This window comes from Algoriphagus aquaeductus (assembly GCF_003253485.1).
Lineage (GTDB): Bacteria > Bacteroidota > Bacteroidia > Cytophagales > Cyclobacteriaceae > Algoriphagus > Algoriphagus aquaeductus.
Genome location: NZ_QKTX01000003.1, coordinates 385,369 through 403,270 on the forward strand (window position 1 = coordinate 385,369; position 17,902 = coordinate 403,270).

Genomic DNA, 17,902 nt, shown 5'->3' on the forward strand with positions numbered 1-17,902 from the left:
AAAATTATTTGAAAAATTGTTCTAAAATATCTCCCACATAAAAGGCTACCACTGCGGCCAGTAAACCCAAACCGACTGTTTCAATAATACTTCGCAAGGCTGAGGTCTGATTGACAATCCCTTTGAGCCAGCCCACGATCAAAAAGGCAAATCCGGTCAAAATACTCGTCCAAAGGAAGGTATTGATGTCTGAGGGGAAAAAGAAATCCCAGAGATACACCAAAAGAGGAATGAGGCCTACCAAAACAAAGGATATCAATGTCGCTAAACCAATCTTGAACGGGCTCTTGGTCTCTCGCATCATGCCCAATTCATCCTTCATCATCTCGGATACCCATAGATCTTTGTCTGCACAGATATGGTCCACGATTTTATCCAAAAGCTCCCCTTTGAACCCCTTTTCACGGTAAATCCCCGCAATTTCTTCCCGCTCCAGTTCCGGCAGATTTTCGATTTCCCAGTATTCGATTTTTTCATGTTTGGTGAAGTTGTCTTGGTCACTTTTGGCAGATAGATAGGCTCCTACAGACATGGAAAATCCGTCCGCGAGAAGGTTGGCAAATCCCAAAATGATCAAGATACCCGGGTCCAAGTTGGCTCCGAATCCCCCGGCAACAACCGCAAAAGTGGTGACGGCACCATCAATTCCTCCATAAACAAATTCCCGGAGGTATTCCTGAAGTTTTCCAAAGTTGGCTTTGGTAAGGTGTATTGATGACTCCATTTAGTTCAGGTTTTTCAGGAAAAAGTTTTTAACATTTTCTCCCATCACAGCTCTAATCTCATCCTCGGAAAATCCTGCCTCCATAAGCCCTTCTACAATCAGTGGTAATCCAGTAATGTCAAATGGAACAGCTACTGAACCATCATAATCAGAGCCCAAGGCGACGAATTCTATCCCTACTAGGTCCCGGACATGCTGGATCGATGCGATGATATTTGGTAACTCAGGCTCACCCACAGCCATGTCAAAAAATGCGATACCGATAATTCCTCCATTGGCTGCGATTTTTTGAATTTGAGTATCACTGAGATTCCGTTGTGAATCGAGAACTGCCCTTACTCCGGTGTGAGAAACTATTACAGGTTTTGTACTGATTTCTAAAACATCATCGATGATGGCAGGAGAGGAGTGGGCCAGATCAATGAAAATTCCCAACTCATTCATTTTTCGGACAGCTGATTTGCCAAAATCAGTCAAGCCCTCGCTATTTTCTCCATGCGCGGAACCGCCAAATTCATTGTCGAAAAAGTGTGTGGGACCGATCATCCTAACTCCTGCTTCGAAGACTTTATCCAGGTTTTCCAGAGAAGCTTCGAGGGCATGCCCGCCTTCGATTCCCAGCATGGCACCAATGACTTGTTTGTCGGTTTTCCGTATGGAGATCAGTTTTTCTAGATCTGTCTTAGATTTTATGAAAATGGCTTTTTCTCCCTCATTTTCTACAAAATCAGCCAAAGCATTGGATTGAGATAGCGTTCGGTTCATCAGGCTAAACCAATTCCAAGGGCTTTCTCCCTTGGCAATGGTCAGTGGGGTAATGTTGTCAAAGGCATCTTCCGAATTACTTTGCATATTCTGACCTGCAGGAGACTTGGAAACGATGGTAAACATTTCCAGAGCGACATGGGCTTCACGCATTCGGGGAAAATCCACATGGCCGCGATCTCCTCGCTTATTTAGATTCCTTCCCCAAAGGAGTGCGTCGCAATGAAGGTCTGCGATGAAATCAAGGCGGTCATAGAGCGCTTTGGCCTCAGAAGAAACGGAGTAGGGGGGCGCGATTTTGACTGGATTTCGCTGAGTTTCTATATACTGGGGGACTGTATTGATTCCAATCAGGTAAATGACAAATAGTAGGAAAAGAAAGAATAGAAACTTCTTCATGGAGAGCGGGTTTTCCTCAAGTTAAGAGAAAAAAGAAATCCTTGACAAAGAGCCGATCTAAAATTGAGATCAATGAGTAAAAAAATATTGCTGAAATTTTTTACTGAAATTTTGATTATTTATTCGGTTTTCATAGGTTTAAGAAACTTTAGCGAACGAATTATCTGCTCAACCCAGCACTTTGCCAAAGTTTATATGGTTTTAATCCATTAACAATAAACCCTCCCTGGGAGCCTAGTTTAAAAAAGGCTCCCTTTTTTTATGCGCAATTTTTTATAGATTTTGTCAGTTTTGGAAAAAGTGGTTAAAAAAATCATTGAATTTGGCTTGAAATATGTCAAAAGTGGAAAAAATGGTTTTCGAGAGTTTAAGAAATTGATTTTCATAAGATTCTGAAAATGGGCCCGAAAACAAAAAAACCTTCACGAAAATTTCGCGAAGGCTTTCCCATTTAATTAACCCTTTAATCCAAAATTCTTCTATTTGTTCCCGTTAAGCTCATTTTGACAAGCTTGATTGATGGAGAACAGAATATGGGAGTAAAGGTATATTTTGAACTTCTTCGGCTCAGTGATTGGTGTCACAAGCCTAGCATATTGATCAACAATCTTTTTCGAAGGGAAAAGGAAAAATGGGTTTTGATTCGTTCACGTGCTGAAGGAAGAAACTGGTACGACGAGGTTAGCAATTGCACCTGATTGTCCAATTCGGTATAGTTTTTTTGAATGAGGATTATACCCGTATCTCCAATAATCTCCGGAATCGCCCCGACAGCCGATCCAATCGGTACACACCCGGAAGCCATGGCTTCACCCAAGGCATTTGGAAAACCTTCGGAGGTGGACAGTTGGAGGTAGAATTGATGGGAATTGTAAAGTTCTAGCAGTTCGTAGGGTTTCATTTTCCCCAAAACCCGTATATTCTTATTTGAAGAGAAATAGGCTGAATCGCCAACTAAAGTGAAACTCCAATTGGGATGTTGCTCGGCCAGTTTCTCAATCAAATCATAGCCTTTGACGATTGCCCTTGAAGGATTGGAAGTGCCTGTAGCCACGGAAATAAAGCTCAAAGGCTTTCGTGTTTTTCCGAGGTCTCTCCAAAAATCTGTATCAAACCCGTTTGGAATCACCTGAATCGGAGTCTTCAAGTCAGGAATTAAATTCAGCAATCCTTGCATTGGATTGATCTGTGGATCATAAGAATAGTCCTGCTTGACCAAAGCTTCTGCCACCGGCAAAATCAATGAGCAATTTTTGAAAGAATAAACGGTGGCTATGCGAAGCCATTTCTTGCGGAAATTTCCATAGCCGATCTCAGGCATATTGATGCAATCGGTGCCTCCGGCTTGGATGGTACATTTTTTTCCAAACACCTTCCCAATCCAAACCGGCAAGACGCTGTGATACCCTCCAAAAAAGCAGAGGTATTGGCTGGTGCGAGGCAAAAACCAAAGCAGTTGAAAAAACTGGAGAATAAAGTAAAATGGAAGTTTGACCGGGCTTTGGGTGAACTCCAAAGGCTTGATTGCAGCTACCGGACGGATCATTTCCAGGTCACGGTCGATAAATGCGGTGCGGACGGGAAAGGTGTAGAGGATCATTTTTCCTCCAAGAGTTTTTTGACTTCTTCTTTCAAAAAAGGGAAATGATCCCTAATAGTTCTGGTAATAATTATAGGTGAAACCGACTCATATTCATGAGCAATATAGTTCCTAGCTCCAATTATCTCATTTGCGTCAGAGATTGGGATGTTTGGGTCAAGTTTGATCAATCTTTTGGTTGCTTCCCCAATTATTTCAAGATTTCGCTCGACTGCCCTGAGCGTTTTTCGATCTCCAGTTAGGTGTTCGATTGTGATTTCTTTTCCATCAAAGAAGGATTCGATTTCATCAATACAGGTCAAAATATCAAAAAGGTATTTTTTAATTTTTCGACTCATACAAAAGAGATTTGGTTTCGTCGATTTCTTCTTTAAAGTAAGGGTTGCTAATTGACCTATATTCTATAAGGTCAACTTCTCTATTAAAAAGTGTTTCCAGTTCCTCTTTAAGGGTGAAAAAATTGGTCACATACTTATCAATATTTTGAATATGGAATTCTACCAAAAAATCAACGTCACTTTCTTCATTAAATGCCGAAGTGAGCACTGAACCAAAGGCATAAAGCTTTGATACTTTGTGTTTTTCACAAAGAGCGTTAATTGCTTCACGATTTGTCTCCAATAGGTTCATTAATCAAAGATAGCCTTATTTCCATTAAACGGAAAAAGGCTCAATTCCTTAAAATTGAGCCTTTTGGAGATAGATTTTTAGCCTATTAAAATCCCAGTTTCCTTTATCTCTTTTGCAAAAGGATTCTGAGAATTAAAGTCTTGTGATTTAAGAGGATGTGGTTCGATTCTGAGATCTATTTTCCTTCTAAGTTTTCTGAGGACCTGTTGAGTTTGAAAAAAATCATCCATCCGGTCAAAGACCAAAGCCACATCCACATCGCTGGATTCTTTTTCGAGACCTTTAGCATACGAACCAAAAACGTATGCTTCTCTCAATCCCAAGTTATCAGGGATTAAGGTTAGAAAACTCTTGACGTTTTTTAGAATTTCTGAATTAACCATAACCTTAACGTTTCGATTCGTTCTTTCCAAAGAAACGAAAATTCTTCGGTGCAAAGTTTATAAAATTCTCTTTTATAACTGTCATACCTGGCATTTAGGTTAAATGTGGAGATTTGATCCAACCAATCTTTTTGGGTTTCATCGAGTGAAAAATTGCATTTATCAGCTAGTCTCAAAAGGTCATGGGTAAAAAGAGCGTGCTTTTGATTATCTCTGACATAGTGGGCTTTCAAAAGTTTTTCTAGAACCAAATGTCCGATGAACAATCCCCAACTAAAATCCTTTGATTTAAATAGGTTCTGCATGGTTTTAAAGTCCTGATCAGATGAGTCTTTCCAATACTGAATGATCTTTTCTATATCTTCAATTTTTTCCTCCATGCTTCAATTTAAAAAATAAGGGCCAAAAGAATTTCTATTGGCCCATTGATTTTTAAGAGTTTATAGCATTTTAAACCACCAAATTCACAATCTTACCCGGCACGATAATCACCTTTTTGGGAGCTTTTCCTTCCAGCCATTTTTGAACGGTGGCATCAGCCAAAGCGGCTTTTTCAATTTCAGGAACAGACAAATAAAGCGGCAAATCCAACTTAGCTCGCATCTTGCCATTGATCATGACCGGATATTCGAAGTTGCTTTCTGCCAAATACTCTTCCTTAAACTCAGGGAAATTCGCTGTGGTGATTGAATTTGAGTGACCTAGTAGCGACCAGAGTTCCTCAGCGATGTGAGGTGCGTATGGAGAAATCAAAACCGCCAAAGGCTCCAAAACTTCCCGCTTGTTGCATTTCAAAGCCGTCAGCTCATTCACGCAGATCATAAAGCTGGATACCGACGTGTTGAAAGAATAATTGGCCATGTCTTCTTCCATCTTTTTGATGGCTTTGTGCAGGGCTTTGAGCTCTTCTTTGCTGGCTTTTTCATCCGAAACTGCGAATTCTCCATTGGAATTGTGGTAAAGGTTCCAAACCTTTCTTAGAAACTTATATACCCCATCAATCCCGTTGGTATTCCAAGGCTTAAACTGCTCCAAAGGTCCCAAGAACATCTCATACAATCTCAGGGTGTCAGCTCCGTAGCGCTCGATGATATCGTCCGGATTGACCACGTTGTATTTGGATTTGGACATTTTTTCTACTTCCGATCCGCAGATGTACTTACCGTCTTCCAAGATAAATTCCGCATCGGCCAAGTCTGGTCTCCAAGCTTTGAACTTTTCCAAGTTCAGCTGATCGTTGTGGACGATATTTACATCCACGTGCATGGCGGAAGTGTCGTATTGGTCCTTTAGTCCGTAAGAAACAAATGTATTGTTGCCTTTCAATCGATACACAAAATTTGACCTTCCCTGAATCATGCCCTGGTTGATCATCTTTTGGAAAGGCTCGTCGATGCTCACCACACCCAAGTCATACAAAAACTTGGTCCAGAAGCGGGAATACAGCAAGTGACCGGTGGCATGCTCGGAACCTCCGATGTACAAATCCACCGCTCCCCAGTAATCGGTTTTGGCTTTATCAGCAAAGACCGTATCGTTTTTCGGATCCATGTAGCGGAAGAAGTACCAGCTCGATCCCGCCCAACCCGGCATAGTGGAAAGCTCTAAAGGATATTCTCCATCAGCGGTTTTGTAGGTCCAATTTTTTGCCCTGCCTAGTGGAGGCTCGCCATCTTCGGTAGGCAAATATTTATCCACCTCAGGAAGGACCAAAGGCAGGTCTTTTTCTTCGATCAAGTATGGCAATCCGTCCTTGAAATAGACAGGTAGCGGTTCGCCCCAATAGCGCTGACGGGTGAAGATTGCATCCCGCATTCTGAACTGGATTTTACCTTTTCCGATTCCTTTTTCTTCCAAGAATTCAATGCATTTCTGCATCGCTTCCTTCATGTAAAGACCAGAAATAAAGCCTGAATTAATGATTAAACCGCCTTTTCCGGGGAAAGATCCATTTTCCATGGAGCCTTCGATCACCTGTCTGATTTCCAAGCCGAAGTGCTTGGCAAAGTTGTAATCGCGCTCATCATGTGCAGGAACTGCCATCACTGCACCAGTTCCGTAGCCTGCCAACACGTAGTCTGCCACCCAGATTTGGATTTCCTCACCGTTGAAAGGATTGATCGCATAAGAACCTGTGAATGCTCCGGAAATGGTTTTTACATCGCTCATTCGCTCGCGCTCAGAGCGATTTTTGGCCACTTGGATATAGGCTTCTGCAGTTTCCCGCTGATCATCAGTGACCAGTTCGGCCGCCAAGTCAGATTCCGGTGCCAACGCCAAATAGGTTACCCCGTAAATGGTATCTACTCGGGTGGTGAACACTTTGATTTTTTTATCAGAACCCTTCACATCGAAAAGTACTTCTGCGCCGATCGATTTACCGATCCAATTGCGCTGCATTTCTTTGATGGGCTCAGACCAGTCCACTTTTTCCAAACCCTGAAGCAATCGATCGGCATAGGCCGTAATCCGCATGGACCACTGCATCATCTTTTTTCGCTCCACAGGATGGCCGCCTCTTTCGGAGAATCCGTCTTTCACTTCGTCATTGGAAAGTACCGTTCCCAAAGCCGCACACCAGTTGACAGTCGTTTCAGCCAAGAAAGTCAGCCGGTATTTGAGCAGCATTTCCTGCTTTTCTTTTTCAGAAAATGCATTCCATTCCGCTGCGCTAAAAGTTGGGGTGTCGTCATCACACACCGCTTTGATTTTCGCGTTTCCTTCTTTTTCAAATCGGGAAATAAGCGAAGAGATCGAAAGCGCTTTGTCCGCGTCGTGGTCATAATAGCTGTTGAACAGCTGCATGAAAATCCACTGCGTCCACTTGTAGTAAGATGGGTCAGAAGTGCGGACTTCTCGATCCCAATCGAAGGCAAAGCCGATATTTTTCAGCTGCTCGGTATAGCGGGTAATGTTTTGCTCCGTGGTGATGGCGGGATGCTGGCCGGTTTGGATGGCATACTGCTCAGCCGGCAAACCAAAGGAATCATAGCCCATCGGATGGAGGACATTGAAGCCCTTCAGCATCTTGAATCGGGAGACGATATCCGAAGCGATATATCCAAGAGGGTGGCCGACGTGGAGTCCGGCGCCGGAAGGGTAAGGAAACATGTCCAGGGAATAAAACTTGGGACGATTGCTGTCCACTTCGGCTTTAAAAGTGCCTTTTTCTTTCCAGTAGCCTTGCCATTTTTGCTCGATTTCCCTGAAGTTGTACTCCGCCATAATTGAAATTTTCTTGATTTTTTGACTAAATGCCTGCAAAAATAGGAAAATCAGGCGGCTTTGGTAGTCAAATTTCCAATTCCTCCCAAATCGGGATTTTGTCCACTGATCAATTTTGTTTGAGGCACTTGAAGCTTTTTTGTACTTTCCCAAACCTAACCAACCGACCTTATGAGAAAGAGAATTCTGATTACACTTGCCCTGGCCGGAGGAATTTACCTTTCGGCATTTCCCCAGAAAAAATATACCCCCAAGCAAATCGAGGCGCTCAAAGCCGAAGCCGCTCAAATCGTCCAAGCCAATCACAAGCAAAGCCAGGTGATGGTGGACAAAATTTTCTCCTTTGCCGAATTGGGATTTCAGGAGATTGAATCATCCAAATACCTGACTGGAATTTTGGAGAAAAATGGATTTACCATCGAGCGGGGAGTTTCCGGAATTCCCACGGCTTGGTTTGCCACGTGGAGCAACGGCGAAGGTCCTGTCATCGCGCTAGGCTCGGACGTGGATAATATTCCTAAAGCCTCCCAGTATCCCGGAGTAGCCTATCACAAACCCATGGTTGAAGGAGCACCGGGACATGGAGAAGGTCACAATGCCGGGATTCCACTGAATATCACTGCTGCCTTGGCCGTAAAGCAGATTATGGAGCGAGAAAAAATCGGAGGAACCTTGGTCCTTTGGCCTGGTATTGCTGAAGAATTGGTGGCTGCAAAAGCTTGGTTTGCGCGAGATGGTAAGTTTGATGGAGTGGATCTTTGCATTTTTACCCATGTAGCCAATAACCTCGGTGTGAGCTGGGGTCAGGCGAGCGGTACGGGCTTGATCTCGGTGGAATACACGTTCACTGGAGATGCCGCCCACTCAGCTGGAGCACCCTGGAGAGGAAAAAGTGCCGCCGATGCCGTGGAACTGATGAACATCGGCTGGAACTACAAGCGGGAGCATTTGCATCCTTTGAAAAGATCCCACTCAGTGATTACCGATGGGGGCGATCAACCCAATGTGGTACCGTCCAAAGCTTCGATTTGGTACTATTTCAGGGACGTCAAGTATGACGGCATCATGGAAATGTATGCTCAGGCCAATGACATTGCCAAAGGTGCAGCCTTGATGACGGGTACGACAATGACTTCCAAAGTATTGGGAACGGCCTGGCCAAGACATTTTAATAAGGTGATTGCGGAAAAAATGTATCAAAACATCCTCAAGGTAGGGTTGCCGACTTGGGATGAAAATGATCAGACCTTGGCGAAAGCCATTCAAAAAGAATTGGGCTCCAAAGAAGAAGGGATGCCGACCAAGCTTGATACACTCGGACTTCCTGTGAAGGAACCGATTTCTGGCGGTTCGGATGATATCGGAGACGTATCCTGGGTGGTACCAACAGTGACTTTGAGGTTTCCTTCCAATATTCCCGGACTTCCCGGTCACCACTGGAGCAATGCCATCGCGATGGCAACTCCAATTGCGCACAAAGGTGTGACAGCCGGTGCAAAGGCCGAAGCGATGACCATTTTGGACTTTTTGCTTCAGCCCGAACTAGTCGAGCAAGCTTGGGATTACTTCAAAAATGTGCAGACCAAAGAGGAAACCTATAAACCGATGATCACCAAAGACGATGCTCCTCCTATTTACCTGAATGAAGGGATTATGAAGCAGTTCCGTCCACAGTTGGAGAAATTCTACTACGACGAGACGAAGTATGATACCTATTTGCAGCAGCTCGGGGTTACGTATCCAACGGTGAAGAAGGATTAATCAGTTTAATTAAATTACGAATTACGATTTTTGATTTACGACCTAAATTTGAACTGCAATCCTAATTTCCAGAGGGTTACCCACCATTATAACGATTGAGGTTCAAAACAGGGTCGTAAATCGTAATTCGTACCTCGTAAATCAAAAATGACAACTTCAAATTTAACATTTTTAATTAGAGAAGCTTCTCCCACCGAACTCCTCTGGGTTCACGAGCAGATTCCCGAGTTTCCTGGTAAAGCTTCATTGGATTTTTACACCGAGCGGCTTAAGCATCGGCTTCATTTGAGGCTGGTGGCGGAAAAGGATGGGGAGTTGTTGGGTTTTAAAGTAGGCTATCAAAGTGATACCCCTGATACCTTTTATTCCTGGATGGGAGGAGTGAGGCCTGAGTATCGAAAACTGGGAATTGCAGATGCCTTGGCAGATTATCAGGAGAATTGGGCTAGGGAAAAGGGATTTAAGGCTATCTTTTTCAAAACCCGCAACCGCTTTCCAGCCATGATTACCTTCGGATTGAAGCGTGACTTCAAAATCATGGAGGTTATCCCGAAGGGTGGGGTGGAGGATTATCGGGTGGTGATGTGGAAGGAATTGTGAGGGATTATATTTACGAATTACGATTTTTGATTTACGACACTATGTTGGACTTCAGCGATGAAAAGAAGGAAACCTTTTGAAAAAAGGATTGAGGTTCTAATCCAAGTCGTAAATCGTAAATCGTAATTTCCTCTTACCTTTGTGTCTCATTCAGCGGTCGAATCACCCGCTTTACCAAAAATTCATGCACACACTCGATTTGGTAGCACCTACTACCCAAGAACTTGTATCCGCAGGGCTTCAGCTTCCAGTCATGGAGGCATTTTACACCATCCAAGGAGAAGGCAGATTTACCGGACATCCCGCATATTTTATCCGGCTGGGAGGCTGTGATGTGGGTTGTGTGTGGTGCGATGTCAAAGAATCTTGGGAAGCTGCCAAGTGGCCGGTTTTATCCATTGAGAAAATCGTGGAGGATGCCTTGGCTTTTCCCGGAAGATTGGTAGTCATCACCGGAGGCGAACCTTTGATGTATAATCTCGATCCGCTCACTAGGCTTTTGAAAGAAAAAGGATTCACGACCAATATTGAAACTTCGGGTGCACATCCATTTTCAGGGAACTTTGACTGGGTGTGCTTTTCTCCAAAGAAATTCAAAAAGCCACATCCTTCCATCTATGCTCAAGCAGACGAATTGAAAGTGGTCATATATAATAAGAGTGATTTTGCCTTCGCCGAAGAGCATGCTAACATGGTGAATGCTGATTGTGAACTCCGCCTACAGCCCGAGTGGAGCAAGGCATCCAAGCTTACTCCCGAGATCATCGATTATGTGAAAAATCATCCAACTTGGAAAATATCCCTGCAAACTCATAAATTTATGGACATACCCTGAGTCCATGCGCCCTGTTTTATTTGCTGTATTCTTCTTTTTATTGGCATTTTGTGCCAATTCTCAGACCTATTCGATCATAGATGGCAGGGCAATAAAACTTTTTCAGGAGGGGGAAGAACTGACCATCTCCCGAAGATACGACGAGGCAATAGCAAAATTTCAGGCGGCTATCTCCAGAGAACCTTCGTTTTTGGAAGCTTATGTAAAGGCATCCCAGATTTTTATCACACTGGGAAGATTGGATGAAGCTGAGAAAATAGCCATAGTGGGGAAAGCCAAACTTTCAGGAAAAAACGCCAAACCTAAAAATCATGCAGATTATGGGTGGCTTTTTTCAAACCTTTATTTAAAACAGGGGAGATTTACAGAAGCCTTTCGACAGTTTCAGGAAGTAGATCCTTTATTTGACGAAGCATTTAAAAAGTCGCTTTACTACACTCAGATGAAGGCTAAGATTGATTTTTTGAGTACTCAATTGGACAAGGCTCAAACGATCGAAAAAGAAATGCTAATGTCTCCACTCAATGAGTTTCAGTTGCAATATTTCCCTGTTTTGACAGCGAATGGAGAGCAAATTTTATTCACAAAAAGGGATGGAACCGGCAATTTTGATAAAGAGGATATTTTTACAGCCTTTCTTACTCCGGACAATAAATGGACTAAACCCCAGAGCATTGCTCAAACGATCAACTCCCCCTACAATGAAGGTACCTGTTCGATTACCGCCGACGGGAATATTCTGATCTATACCTCATGTGATGCGCCAGATTCTCAAGGCAGCTGTGACTTATATGTTGCTTACCGAGTAAATGGTTCATGGCAGCGCCCGACCAATATGGGGCCAAAGGTAAATTCCAGATCCTGGGATTCGCAGCCTTCGCTTTCAGCGGATGGTCGGATTTTGTTTTTTTCATCGAATCGACGGGGTGGATTTGGAGGTAATGATATTTGGTACACCGTCAGGATGAATGATGGATCTTGGTCCGAAGCAAAAAACCTTGGAAGTACCGTCAATACCGATAAAGATGAAATCTCGCCTTTTATGTTTTTCAATAATGAGATACTTTTTTTTGCTTCAGACGGTCATCAGGGATTTGGAGGAATGGATATTTTTCTGTCCAGAGTGAAAAATGGGGTTTTTCAAACACCTGAAAATCTGGGCTTACCAATCAACGACCATTTGGATCAGGTCGCCCTATTTATCACTGCGCAAAAAGATTATGCCTATTACACCGAACTCAATACTTCTGATGGTTCAAAAGACCGCTCTTTTCTTTACAGATTTAGATTTCCTACGGATATCTATATAGGTGAAAACCTTACGGTGACAGAAGGGAAGGTCTTCAATTCAAAAACAGGTCAACCCATCAGTGCTACGCTTTCATTAGTGTCTTTGACTAATGACAGCACGCTGTACCAATTTCAATCCGACGGAAAAACCGGCGATTTTATGATGCTTTATCCGGACAAGGCCATATCCGGGCTATATGTGGAAAGGCAAGGGTATCTGCCTAAAATCTATAATGTGGAGCGGGATAAAATCAAGAATGTAAAAGACCTCAAGGTGGAGTTGGTTCCGGTTTCTTCAGGCGAAGAATTTGTTTTTGAAAATGTGTTTTTTGATTTCGATAAATTTGATTTGAAACCTGAATCAGTTTCCTCCCTAAAGAGGCTGAAGAAGTTCCTCCTGGAAAACCCAAATGTTAATATTTTGATTTCCGGTCATACCGATAATGTGGGGAGTGCTGGGTACAATCAGAATCTGAGTCTTCAACGAGCTAAAAGCGTACAAAGCTATTTGGTCAAGGAGGGATTGCATCCAGGAAGGATGCTGGTCGAAGGGAAAGGAGATAAAGAACCGATGGTGCCGAATACTACTCCGGAAAATCAGGCTTTAAATAGAAGGATTACAATAAAGGTGTTGTAAAATCAAAATATAATTTTGATTGTAAGGTTTATAATATATTATAATATTACTAGACAACGATTTACAGTGTTCTTAAAACATATAAATAAGGATCTCAGAATATTGTTTTATTTGATCATTTTGAAGGAGAATTCAACGGGTAAATTCTGACTTAATCTTTAGAGAATCTTTAAAAAAGGGCGCTTTTTCTGCGGTACTAAAAATTCGACCCGTAATTCTTCATGTTTTTTTACAAATTGTTAAAAAAAAATTATAAAAATTAACTTTTGTTAACATTGATTTTTCGGAATAATTGAGGGTAAATCGACCTTCGTTTTTCTTAAACAGAATAAAGTATTGATTTTTTTCCCAAATCAGCTTTTTGAGGAAGTTCTTTTACTTGAACTTTTCTACTCCTTTCGTGGTAATCGACTTGAGATATTCAATATTTCAGAATATCATTGAGTTTATTAAACCAAAATTTAACCAATATGAGGAAAGTTTTACTTCTAGGACTCATGCTTTTCTTAGCAAGTGCAGTGGCATTTGCTCAGGATCGTGTGATCACCGGTACAGTGACTTCGACCGAAGACGGTCTCGGTGTACCCGGTGCAACAGTTCTGGTCAAGGGAACCACTATTGGTACTGCCACAGATATTGATGGTAAGTATTCAATCAGTGTCCCTGCCGGAAGCAATGTCTTGGTCTTCACATTTGTGGGACTAAGAACTCAAGAGGTCTCCATCGGTAACAGAACCACGATCAACGTGGCACTGGAGTCTGATGTGACAGCACTTGGGGAAGTGATTGTAACAGGTTATGGTACCCAGCCTAAGCGTGAAGTGACCGGTGCGGTTTCTTCCGTAAAGGGGGAAGCGATCCAGAACTTGCCTATGCAATCTTTTGACCGTGCATTGCAAGGTCGTGCGGCAGGTGTGCAGGTGAGATCTTCCAATGGTCTTCCAGGTGGTGCTGTTAACATCCGTATCCGAGGTGTTGGCTCCATCAACGCTGGTAATGAGCCACTCTTTATCGTAGACGGTGTTCAGTTGAACAATCAGTCTAATGCTGCCTTTACCCAGTCTAACCCATTGGCTTTCTTGAACCCGAACGACATCGAGTCTATGGAGATCTTGAAGGACGCTGCTTCTGCCGCGATTTATGGTTCTCAGGCTGCTAACGGGGTAGTGATCATTACCACCAAAAAAGGTAAGCAAGGAAAGGCTAAGTTTGAATTCAATGCATTCGCCGGTGAAACCCAACCCATGAAATTCTTGGATGTATTGGGTGGTGCTGAGTGGTTTGACAGAGAAAGAACTGCTTGGATTAATTCAGGAAACGCAAACCCAGAAGCTAATGCTCTAAACAGCATGGGTATTTTGCCTTCCAACTGGCAGACTCTTTCCAGAGAGCAGTTGGCTCAAATCGGTGCTGAATTGCCTACTTACGATTGGCAAAGAGAAGTAATGGGTGCCGGTAGACTTCAAAATTATGAAATGTCAGTTTCTGGTGGTGATGCAAAGACTACCTTCTTCCTTTCTGGATCTTACAACTATCAGGAAGCTTCGTTCAAGCCTGTAGACTTTGAAAGAGGTACGGTAAGATTGGCACTTTCGCATCAAGCCAATGATCGATTGAATATCGAAACCAATATTAACCTTTCTACTTTCCAGCAAAATGTTCCATTTGCAGTAGAAGGTTCGTTCCTAGGAAGCCCGGCATTCTCTGCATCAGCAATATTGCCTCACAACGCAATCTATAACGAGGACGGAACATTCAATACCGCGATTAGAGGCGTATTAGGTCAGAATGTGGTGTTGGTAAACGAGTATAACTCAGGTATCCAAAGAACCAATACAGCTGTAGGTAATATTATTACCAATTATAAAATCCTAGACAATTTGTCTTTCCGTTCCTTGTTCGGCTTGGATTACAGATTGCTACAGGGGGACAACTACCGTGATCCACGAACTCCAGACGGAGCAGGAGTAAGAGGTAGAAGTTCTGTTCAATCTGACTGGAGAACCCGTTTCATCACGACTCAGACGTTGAACTGGAATAAGTCCTACAATGCAGTTCACAACTTATCCGCGATTCTAGGTGTAGAATATTTGTCTGAAACCAGAGAAGGACTTTCAGGTGCTGGTATTGGATTCCCTACATTCCAATTCAGAACTATTCAATCCGCAGCAACTCCTGAATCTATTACAGGTTTCTGGACTGGATACAGAAGGGCTTCTGCTTTCGCTTCTGTAAACTATGATTACAAAAAGAAATATTTGGCAACTGTAACTGCCCGATATGATGGATCTTCCCGTTTCGGTGCTAATAGCAGATATGGTCTTTTCCCATCTATCCGAGTTGGATGGAGCATGGTTGAAGAAGAGTTTCTTAAATCTTCTTCTGTAGTATCAGAAATGAAGTTGAGAGCTTCTTACGGTTTGACCGGTAACGACCAAATCGGAAACTTTGCTGCTAGAGGTCTTTACGGTGGTGGAGGAAACTATGCAGGTAGTGCTGGTATTCGTCCAACCTCCTTGGCAAACTTGGATTTGGGTTGGGAAACAAATAACACGTTCAACATTGGTTTAGACTACGGATTCTTTGGCAATAGAGTGACTGGATCGGTTGACGTATTTGACAGAAGAACCAAGGATCTCTTGTTGGATCAGCCAATCCTTTGGACAAATGGTTTTAGTGACATTGCAAATAACGTAGGAGAGCTTCAGAATAAAGGTATTGAATTTGAAATTTCAACTGTAAACATAGATAAAGGTGGATTCCGTTGGAATACCAGCTTCAACTTCAGTAAAATTAAGAATCAAGTTATAAGCTTGTATGATGACTTACAGTTCTTGCCAGCCAATCCAGGCATTGCAGTAGGTCAGCCTGTGGGAAGAGATGGCGGAGGTTCGGTTTTTGCTGCTGAGTATGCAGGTGTTAACCCAGCTACGGGACGTCCAATGTGGTATGATATCAACAGAAACATTACCTACCTTCCACTTGCTGCAGACAGAATCTATTATGGTTCTAACCTTGCGACAACCTTTGGTGGTTTGAACAATACGTTCTCCTACAAAGGATTCGAGTTGACTGCATTCTTTGTTTATGAGTATGGAGCTGTTTTCACCGACGGCCAATATAGTTTCTTGAGAGAAAATGGTACTCGGTTGGCTTTGAACGGCTTGAGAGAAGTGAATGACAGAAAATGGACTGAACCTGGTCAAATCACTGACATTCCAAGAGATGTGAAAACCAACGGAGGTAATGAAACAAGAGGCGCAGGTAGAAACTCTGGTACAGCAGCATTGTTGAAAGGAGATTTCATCAGACTTGCTCAGACGACTATAGGCTATCGCTTTAATCCAACCTTGGTAAGTAAAATTGGGTTGTCAAGTGCAAGAATTTACCTCCAAGGTTTGAACCTGTGGACTTATGCTGATTATCCAGGGTATGATCCTGAATTTACCGGTGCAGGTACAGGTCAGGTGCCTTTGACAAAGAACTACACAGTGGGTGTTCAAATCGGCTTCTAATCACCTAAAGGAAAAAATATCATGAAATTTATAAATAAAGCTTTCTTATCTCTGGTGCTTGCAGGTACTTTCCTAGTGAGTTCCTGTGATAGCCTGCTTCAGGTAGACCCAAGACAATCCATTGATGCCAATGGTGCCTTGAATACCCCTGATGCGGTAGATGCAGCGCTCAATTCTGTCTATGCAAGATTGAGATCTGTCAGAAATTATGGACGGGATTTATTTGCCTTGGCAGATGCTTTGGCTGATGTAGGACAGACAACCAGTAACTCCGGACGTTTGATTGGCGAAAATAACAACCAACCAAATGCGCACTTTCAGGCTGGATTCTGGCAAAACTCTTATTTTGCGATCAATGAAGCTAACCTTATCCTTGACGGTTTGTCTGGTGTTCAAGGTGCTTCTGCTGCTCAGCTTGCCCGTTGGGAAGGTGAGGCTAAGTTCTTAAGAGCACTTTACTATTTTGATTTGGTAAAGGTTTACTCTTACATCCCAACTGCTATTTTCCAGCAAGGGGTTACTGACGAAGGCGGTATTCCAGTGGTTACAGAAGGTGTCGTAACCTCTAGTGCTGCATTTAGTCGTCAGACGCCTCGATCTTCCATAGATCAGGTATACACTCAAATCTACGCTGATTTGGAAGATGCTAAAAGATTGTTGACTTCAAGAGGCGTACAGTATGCTTCAAGTGGAGCAGCTTCTGCTTTGCTATCCCGAGTTGCTCTTTACCGAGGTGATTGGGCGAAAGTTGTGGCTGAATCAACCACCGCACTAGCCAGCAACGTGGGTTCTGTTCTTTCAGGATCAGCGTATGTGAACGGATGGAGAACTCCGGTGAATCCTGAATCTATGTTTGAGGTTCGTTTTGCACTTGCAGAAGAATCAATCGGGGTAAACGAGTCTCTTCAGTCTTCCTACACCGCTTTGTTGAACCTTTCGAACAAAAATTCTCAGGGCGGTTGGGGTGATTTTATTCCAAATGCAACTGTAAGAGGGTTCTTTGGTTTAACTCAACTTCAAATTGGTACTCCCGCCACTGACAATAACAACTGGGACGTGACTAGAAATTCTGATATCAGAGCTCAACTCTATACTACTGGAAATACTGTAAGAGGTGCTGGTCGTCAGATTGAGGTTACTAAGTTTTTGTCTAAATCCGGTTTTGCTTATGCGGACAACGTGCCTGTGATCAGAAAATCTGAGATGCATCTCAACAGAGCAGAAGCTAACTATCGATTGGGTAATGCAGCTGATGCTCTTGCTGAATTGAATGCTTTCAAGGCATTGAGAGGTCTCACCGCAGTAAATCTTTCCGGTCAGGCATTGCTTGATGAAATCCTTTTGGAAAGATTTAAAGAATTTGCCTTTGAAGGTCAGCGTTTCTTTGATTTGAAGAGAAATGGAAGAGCAATCGTGAAGACTACCCCTGCAGTCAATCTTCCTTTTGATGACTTCAAAATCCTGCCTCCAATCCCTCAAAGAGAGGTGGATGGTAATCCAAATCTTAACCAAAACAGAGGCTACTAAAATCAGAAATC

Annotated in this window: 14 protein-coding genes; 6 read left to right on the forward strand and 8 right to left on the reverse strand. The window is 42.9% G+C overall.

Going from position 1 to position 17,902, the window contains the following annotated elements:
• Positions 1–4: 4 nt before the first annotated feature.
• From CLV31_RS06145 to leuS, 8 genes are all read right to left on the reverse strand, one after another.
• Positions 5–724 carry a VIT1/CCC1 transporter family protein gene (locus CLV31_RS06145; RefSeq protein ID WP_111391994.1) on the reverse strand — a complete coding sequence of 240 codons (720 nt, stop codon included), beginning with the start codon at positions 722–724 and terminating at the stop codon, positions 5–7.
• Positions 725–1,888 (reverse strand): dipeptidase, encoded by a 1,164-nt coding sequence (locus CLV31_RS06150; protein ID WP_111391995.1) that lies wholly within the window; start codon positions 1,886–1,888, stop codon positions 725–727.
• Between the two features lie 580 nt (positions 1,889–2,468).
• A complete protein-coding gene (locus tag CLV31_RS06155; RefSeq protein ID WP_111391996.1) occupies positions 2,469–3,488 on the reverse strand; it encodes a glycosyltransferase family 4 protein in 1,020 nt (339 codons plus the stop codon).
• Positions 3,485–3,826 (reverse strand): HepT-like ribonuclease domain-containing protein, encoded by a 342-nt coding sequence (locus CLV31_RS06160; protein WP_111391997.1) that lies wholly within the window; start codon positions 3,824–3,826, stop codon positions 3,485–3,487. Before CLV31_RS06160 ends, CLV31_RS06155 begins: the two co-directional genes overlap by 4 nt.
• Positions 3,810–4,118: a nucleotidyltransferase family protein gene (locus CLV31_RS06165; protein ID WP_111391998.1), complete on the reverse strand. Its 309-nt coding sequence runs from the start codon at positions 4,116–4,118 to the stop codon at positions 3,810–3,812. Before CLV31_RS06165 ends, CLV31_RS06160 begins: the two co-directional genes overlap by 17 nt.
• A 77-nt stretch (positions 4,119–4,195) precedes the next feature.
• The gene (locus tag CLV31_RS22240) at positions 4,196–4,501 is read right to left on the reverse strand and encodes a nucleotidyltransferase domain-containing protein (protein WP_111391999.1); all 306 of its coding nucleotides are present in this window, start codon (positions 4,499–4,501) and stop codon (positions 4,196–4,198) included.
• Entirely contained in the window at positions 4,480–4,881 is a 402-nt protein-coding gene (locus CLV31_RS06175) for a HEPN domain-containing protein (RefSeq protein ID WP_111392000.1), read from the reverse strand. Before CLV31_RS06175 ends, CLV31_RS22240 begins: the two co-directional genes overlap by 22 nt.
• A gap of 70 nt (positions 4,882–4,951) precedes the next feature.
• The gene (gene leuS, locus CLV31_RS06180) at positions 4,952–7,726 is read right to left on the reverse strand and encodes a leucine--tRNA ligase (protein WP_111392039.1); all 2,775 of its coding nucleotides are present in this window, start codon (positions 7,724–7,726) and stop codon (positions 4,952–4,954) included.
• Between the two features lie 171 nt (positions 7,727–7,897).
• Between leuS and CLV31_RS06185 the strand changes: the two genes are divergently transcribed.
• The 6 genes from CLV31_RS06185 (at position 7,898) to CLV31_RS06210 (ending at position 17,891) form a co-directional block, all read left to right on the forward strand.
• A complete protein-coding gene (locus CLV31_RS06185; RefSeq protein ID WP_111392001.1) occupies positions 7,898–9,487 on the forward strand; it encodes an amidohydrolase in 1,590 nt (529 codons plus the stop codon).
• A gap of 147 nt (positions 9,488–9,634) precedes the next feature.
• Complete coding sequence (locus CLV31_RS06190) at positions 9,635–10,087, forward strand: GNAT family N-acetyltransferase (RefSeq protein ID WP_111392002.1); 453 nt, start codon at positions 9,635–9,637, stop codon at positions 10,085–10,087.
• Positions 10,088–10,271: 184 nt separating this feature from the next.
• Complete coding sequence (locus tag CLV31_RS06195; protein WP_111392003.1) at positions 10,272–10,922, forward strand: 7-carboxy-7-deazaguanine synthase QueE; 651 nt, start codon at positions 10,272–10,274, stop codon at positions 10,920–10,922.
• A 4-nt stretch (positions 10,923–10,926) separates the two neighbouring features.
• Positions 10,927–12,849, forward strand: a complete 1,923-nt coding sequence (locus CLV31_RS06200; protein WP_111392004.1) for an OmpA family protein — start codon at positions 10,927–10,929, stop codon at positions 12,847–12,849.
• A gap of 470 nt (positions 12,850–13,319) precedes the next feature.
• On the forward strand, positions 13,320–16,364 hold the full coding sequence (locus CLV31_RS06205) for a SusC/RagA family TonB-linked outer membrane protein (protein ID WP_111392005.1): 3,045 nt from the start codon (positions 13,320–13,322) through the stop codon (positions 16,362–16,364).
• A gap of 21 nt (positions 16,365–16,385) precedes the next feature.
• Positions 16,386–17,891, forward strand: a complete 1,506-nt coding sequence (locus tag CLV31_RS06210; RefSeq protein WP_111392006.1) for a RagB/SusD family nutrient uptake outer membrane protein — start codon at positions 16,386–16,388, stop codon at positions 17,889–17,891.
• The last annotated feature ends 11 nt before the right edge of the window (positions 17,892–17,902 follow it).

Excerpts from the sequence above, each read along its gene's own strand:
- CLV31_RS06145 (WP_111391994.1), bottom strand. The coding sequence starts at position 724 with ATGGAGTCATCAATACACCTTACCAAAGCCAACTTTGGAAAACTTCAG.
- CLV31_RS06150 (WP_111391995.1), bottom strand. The coding sequence starts at position 1,888 with ATGAAGAAGTTTCTATTCTTTCTTTTCCTACTATTTGTCATTTACCTG.
- CLV31_RS06155 (WP_111391996.1), bottom strand. The coding sequence starts at position 3,488 with ATGATCCTCTACACCTTTCCCGTCCGCACCGCATTTATCGACCGTGAC.
- CLV31_RS06160 (WP_111391997.1), bottom strand. The coding sequence starts at position 3,826 with ATGAGTCGAAAAATTAAAAAATACCTTTTTGATATTTTGACCTGTATT.
- CLV31_RS06165 (WP_111391998.1), bottom strand. The coding sequence starts at position 4,118 with ATGAACCTATTGGAGACAAATCGTGAAGCAATTAACGCTCTTTGTGAA.
- CLV31_RS22240 (WP_111391999.1), bottom strand. The coding sequence starts at position 4,501 with ATGGTTAATTCAGAAATTCTAAAAAACGTCAAGAGTTTTCTAACCTTA.
- CLV31_RS06175 (WP_111392000.1), bottom strand. The coding sequence starts at position 4,881 with ATGGAGGAAAAAATTGAAGATATAGAAAAGATCATTCAGTATTGGAAA.
- leuS (WP_111392039.1), bottom strand. The coding sequence starts at position 7,726 with ATGGCGGAGTACAACTTCAGGGAAATCGAGCAAAAATGGCAAGGCTAC.
- CLV31_RS06185 (WP_111392001.1), top strand. The coding sequence starts at position 7,898 with ATGAGAAAGAGAATTCTGATTACACTTGCCCTGGCCGGAGGAATTTAC.
- CLV31_RS06190 (WP_111392002.1), top strand. The coding sequence starts at position 9,635 with ATGACAACTTCAAATTTAACATTTTTAATTAGAGAAGCTTCTCCCACC.
- CLV31_RS06195 (WP_111392003.1), top strand. The coding sequence starts at position 10,272 with ATGCACACACTCGATTTGGTAGCACCTACTACCCAAGAACTTGTATCC.
- CLV31_RS06200 (WP_111392004.1), top strand. The coding sequence starts at position 10,927 with ATGCGCCCTGTTTTATTTGCTGTATTCTTCTTTTTATTGGCATTTTGT.
- CLV31_RS06205 (WP_111392005.1), top strand. The coding sequence starts at position 13,320 with ATGAGGAAAGTTTTACTTCTAGGACTCATGCTTTTCTTAGCAAGTGCA.
- CLV31_RS06210 (WP_111392006.1), top strand. The coding sequence starts at position 16,386 with ATGAAATTTATAAATAAAGCTTTCTTATCTCTGGTGCTTGCAGGTACT.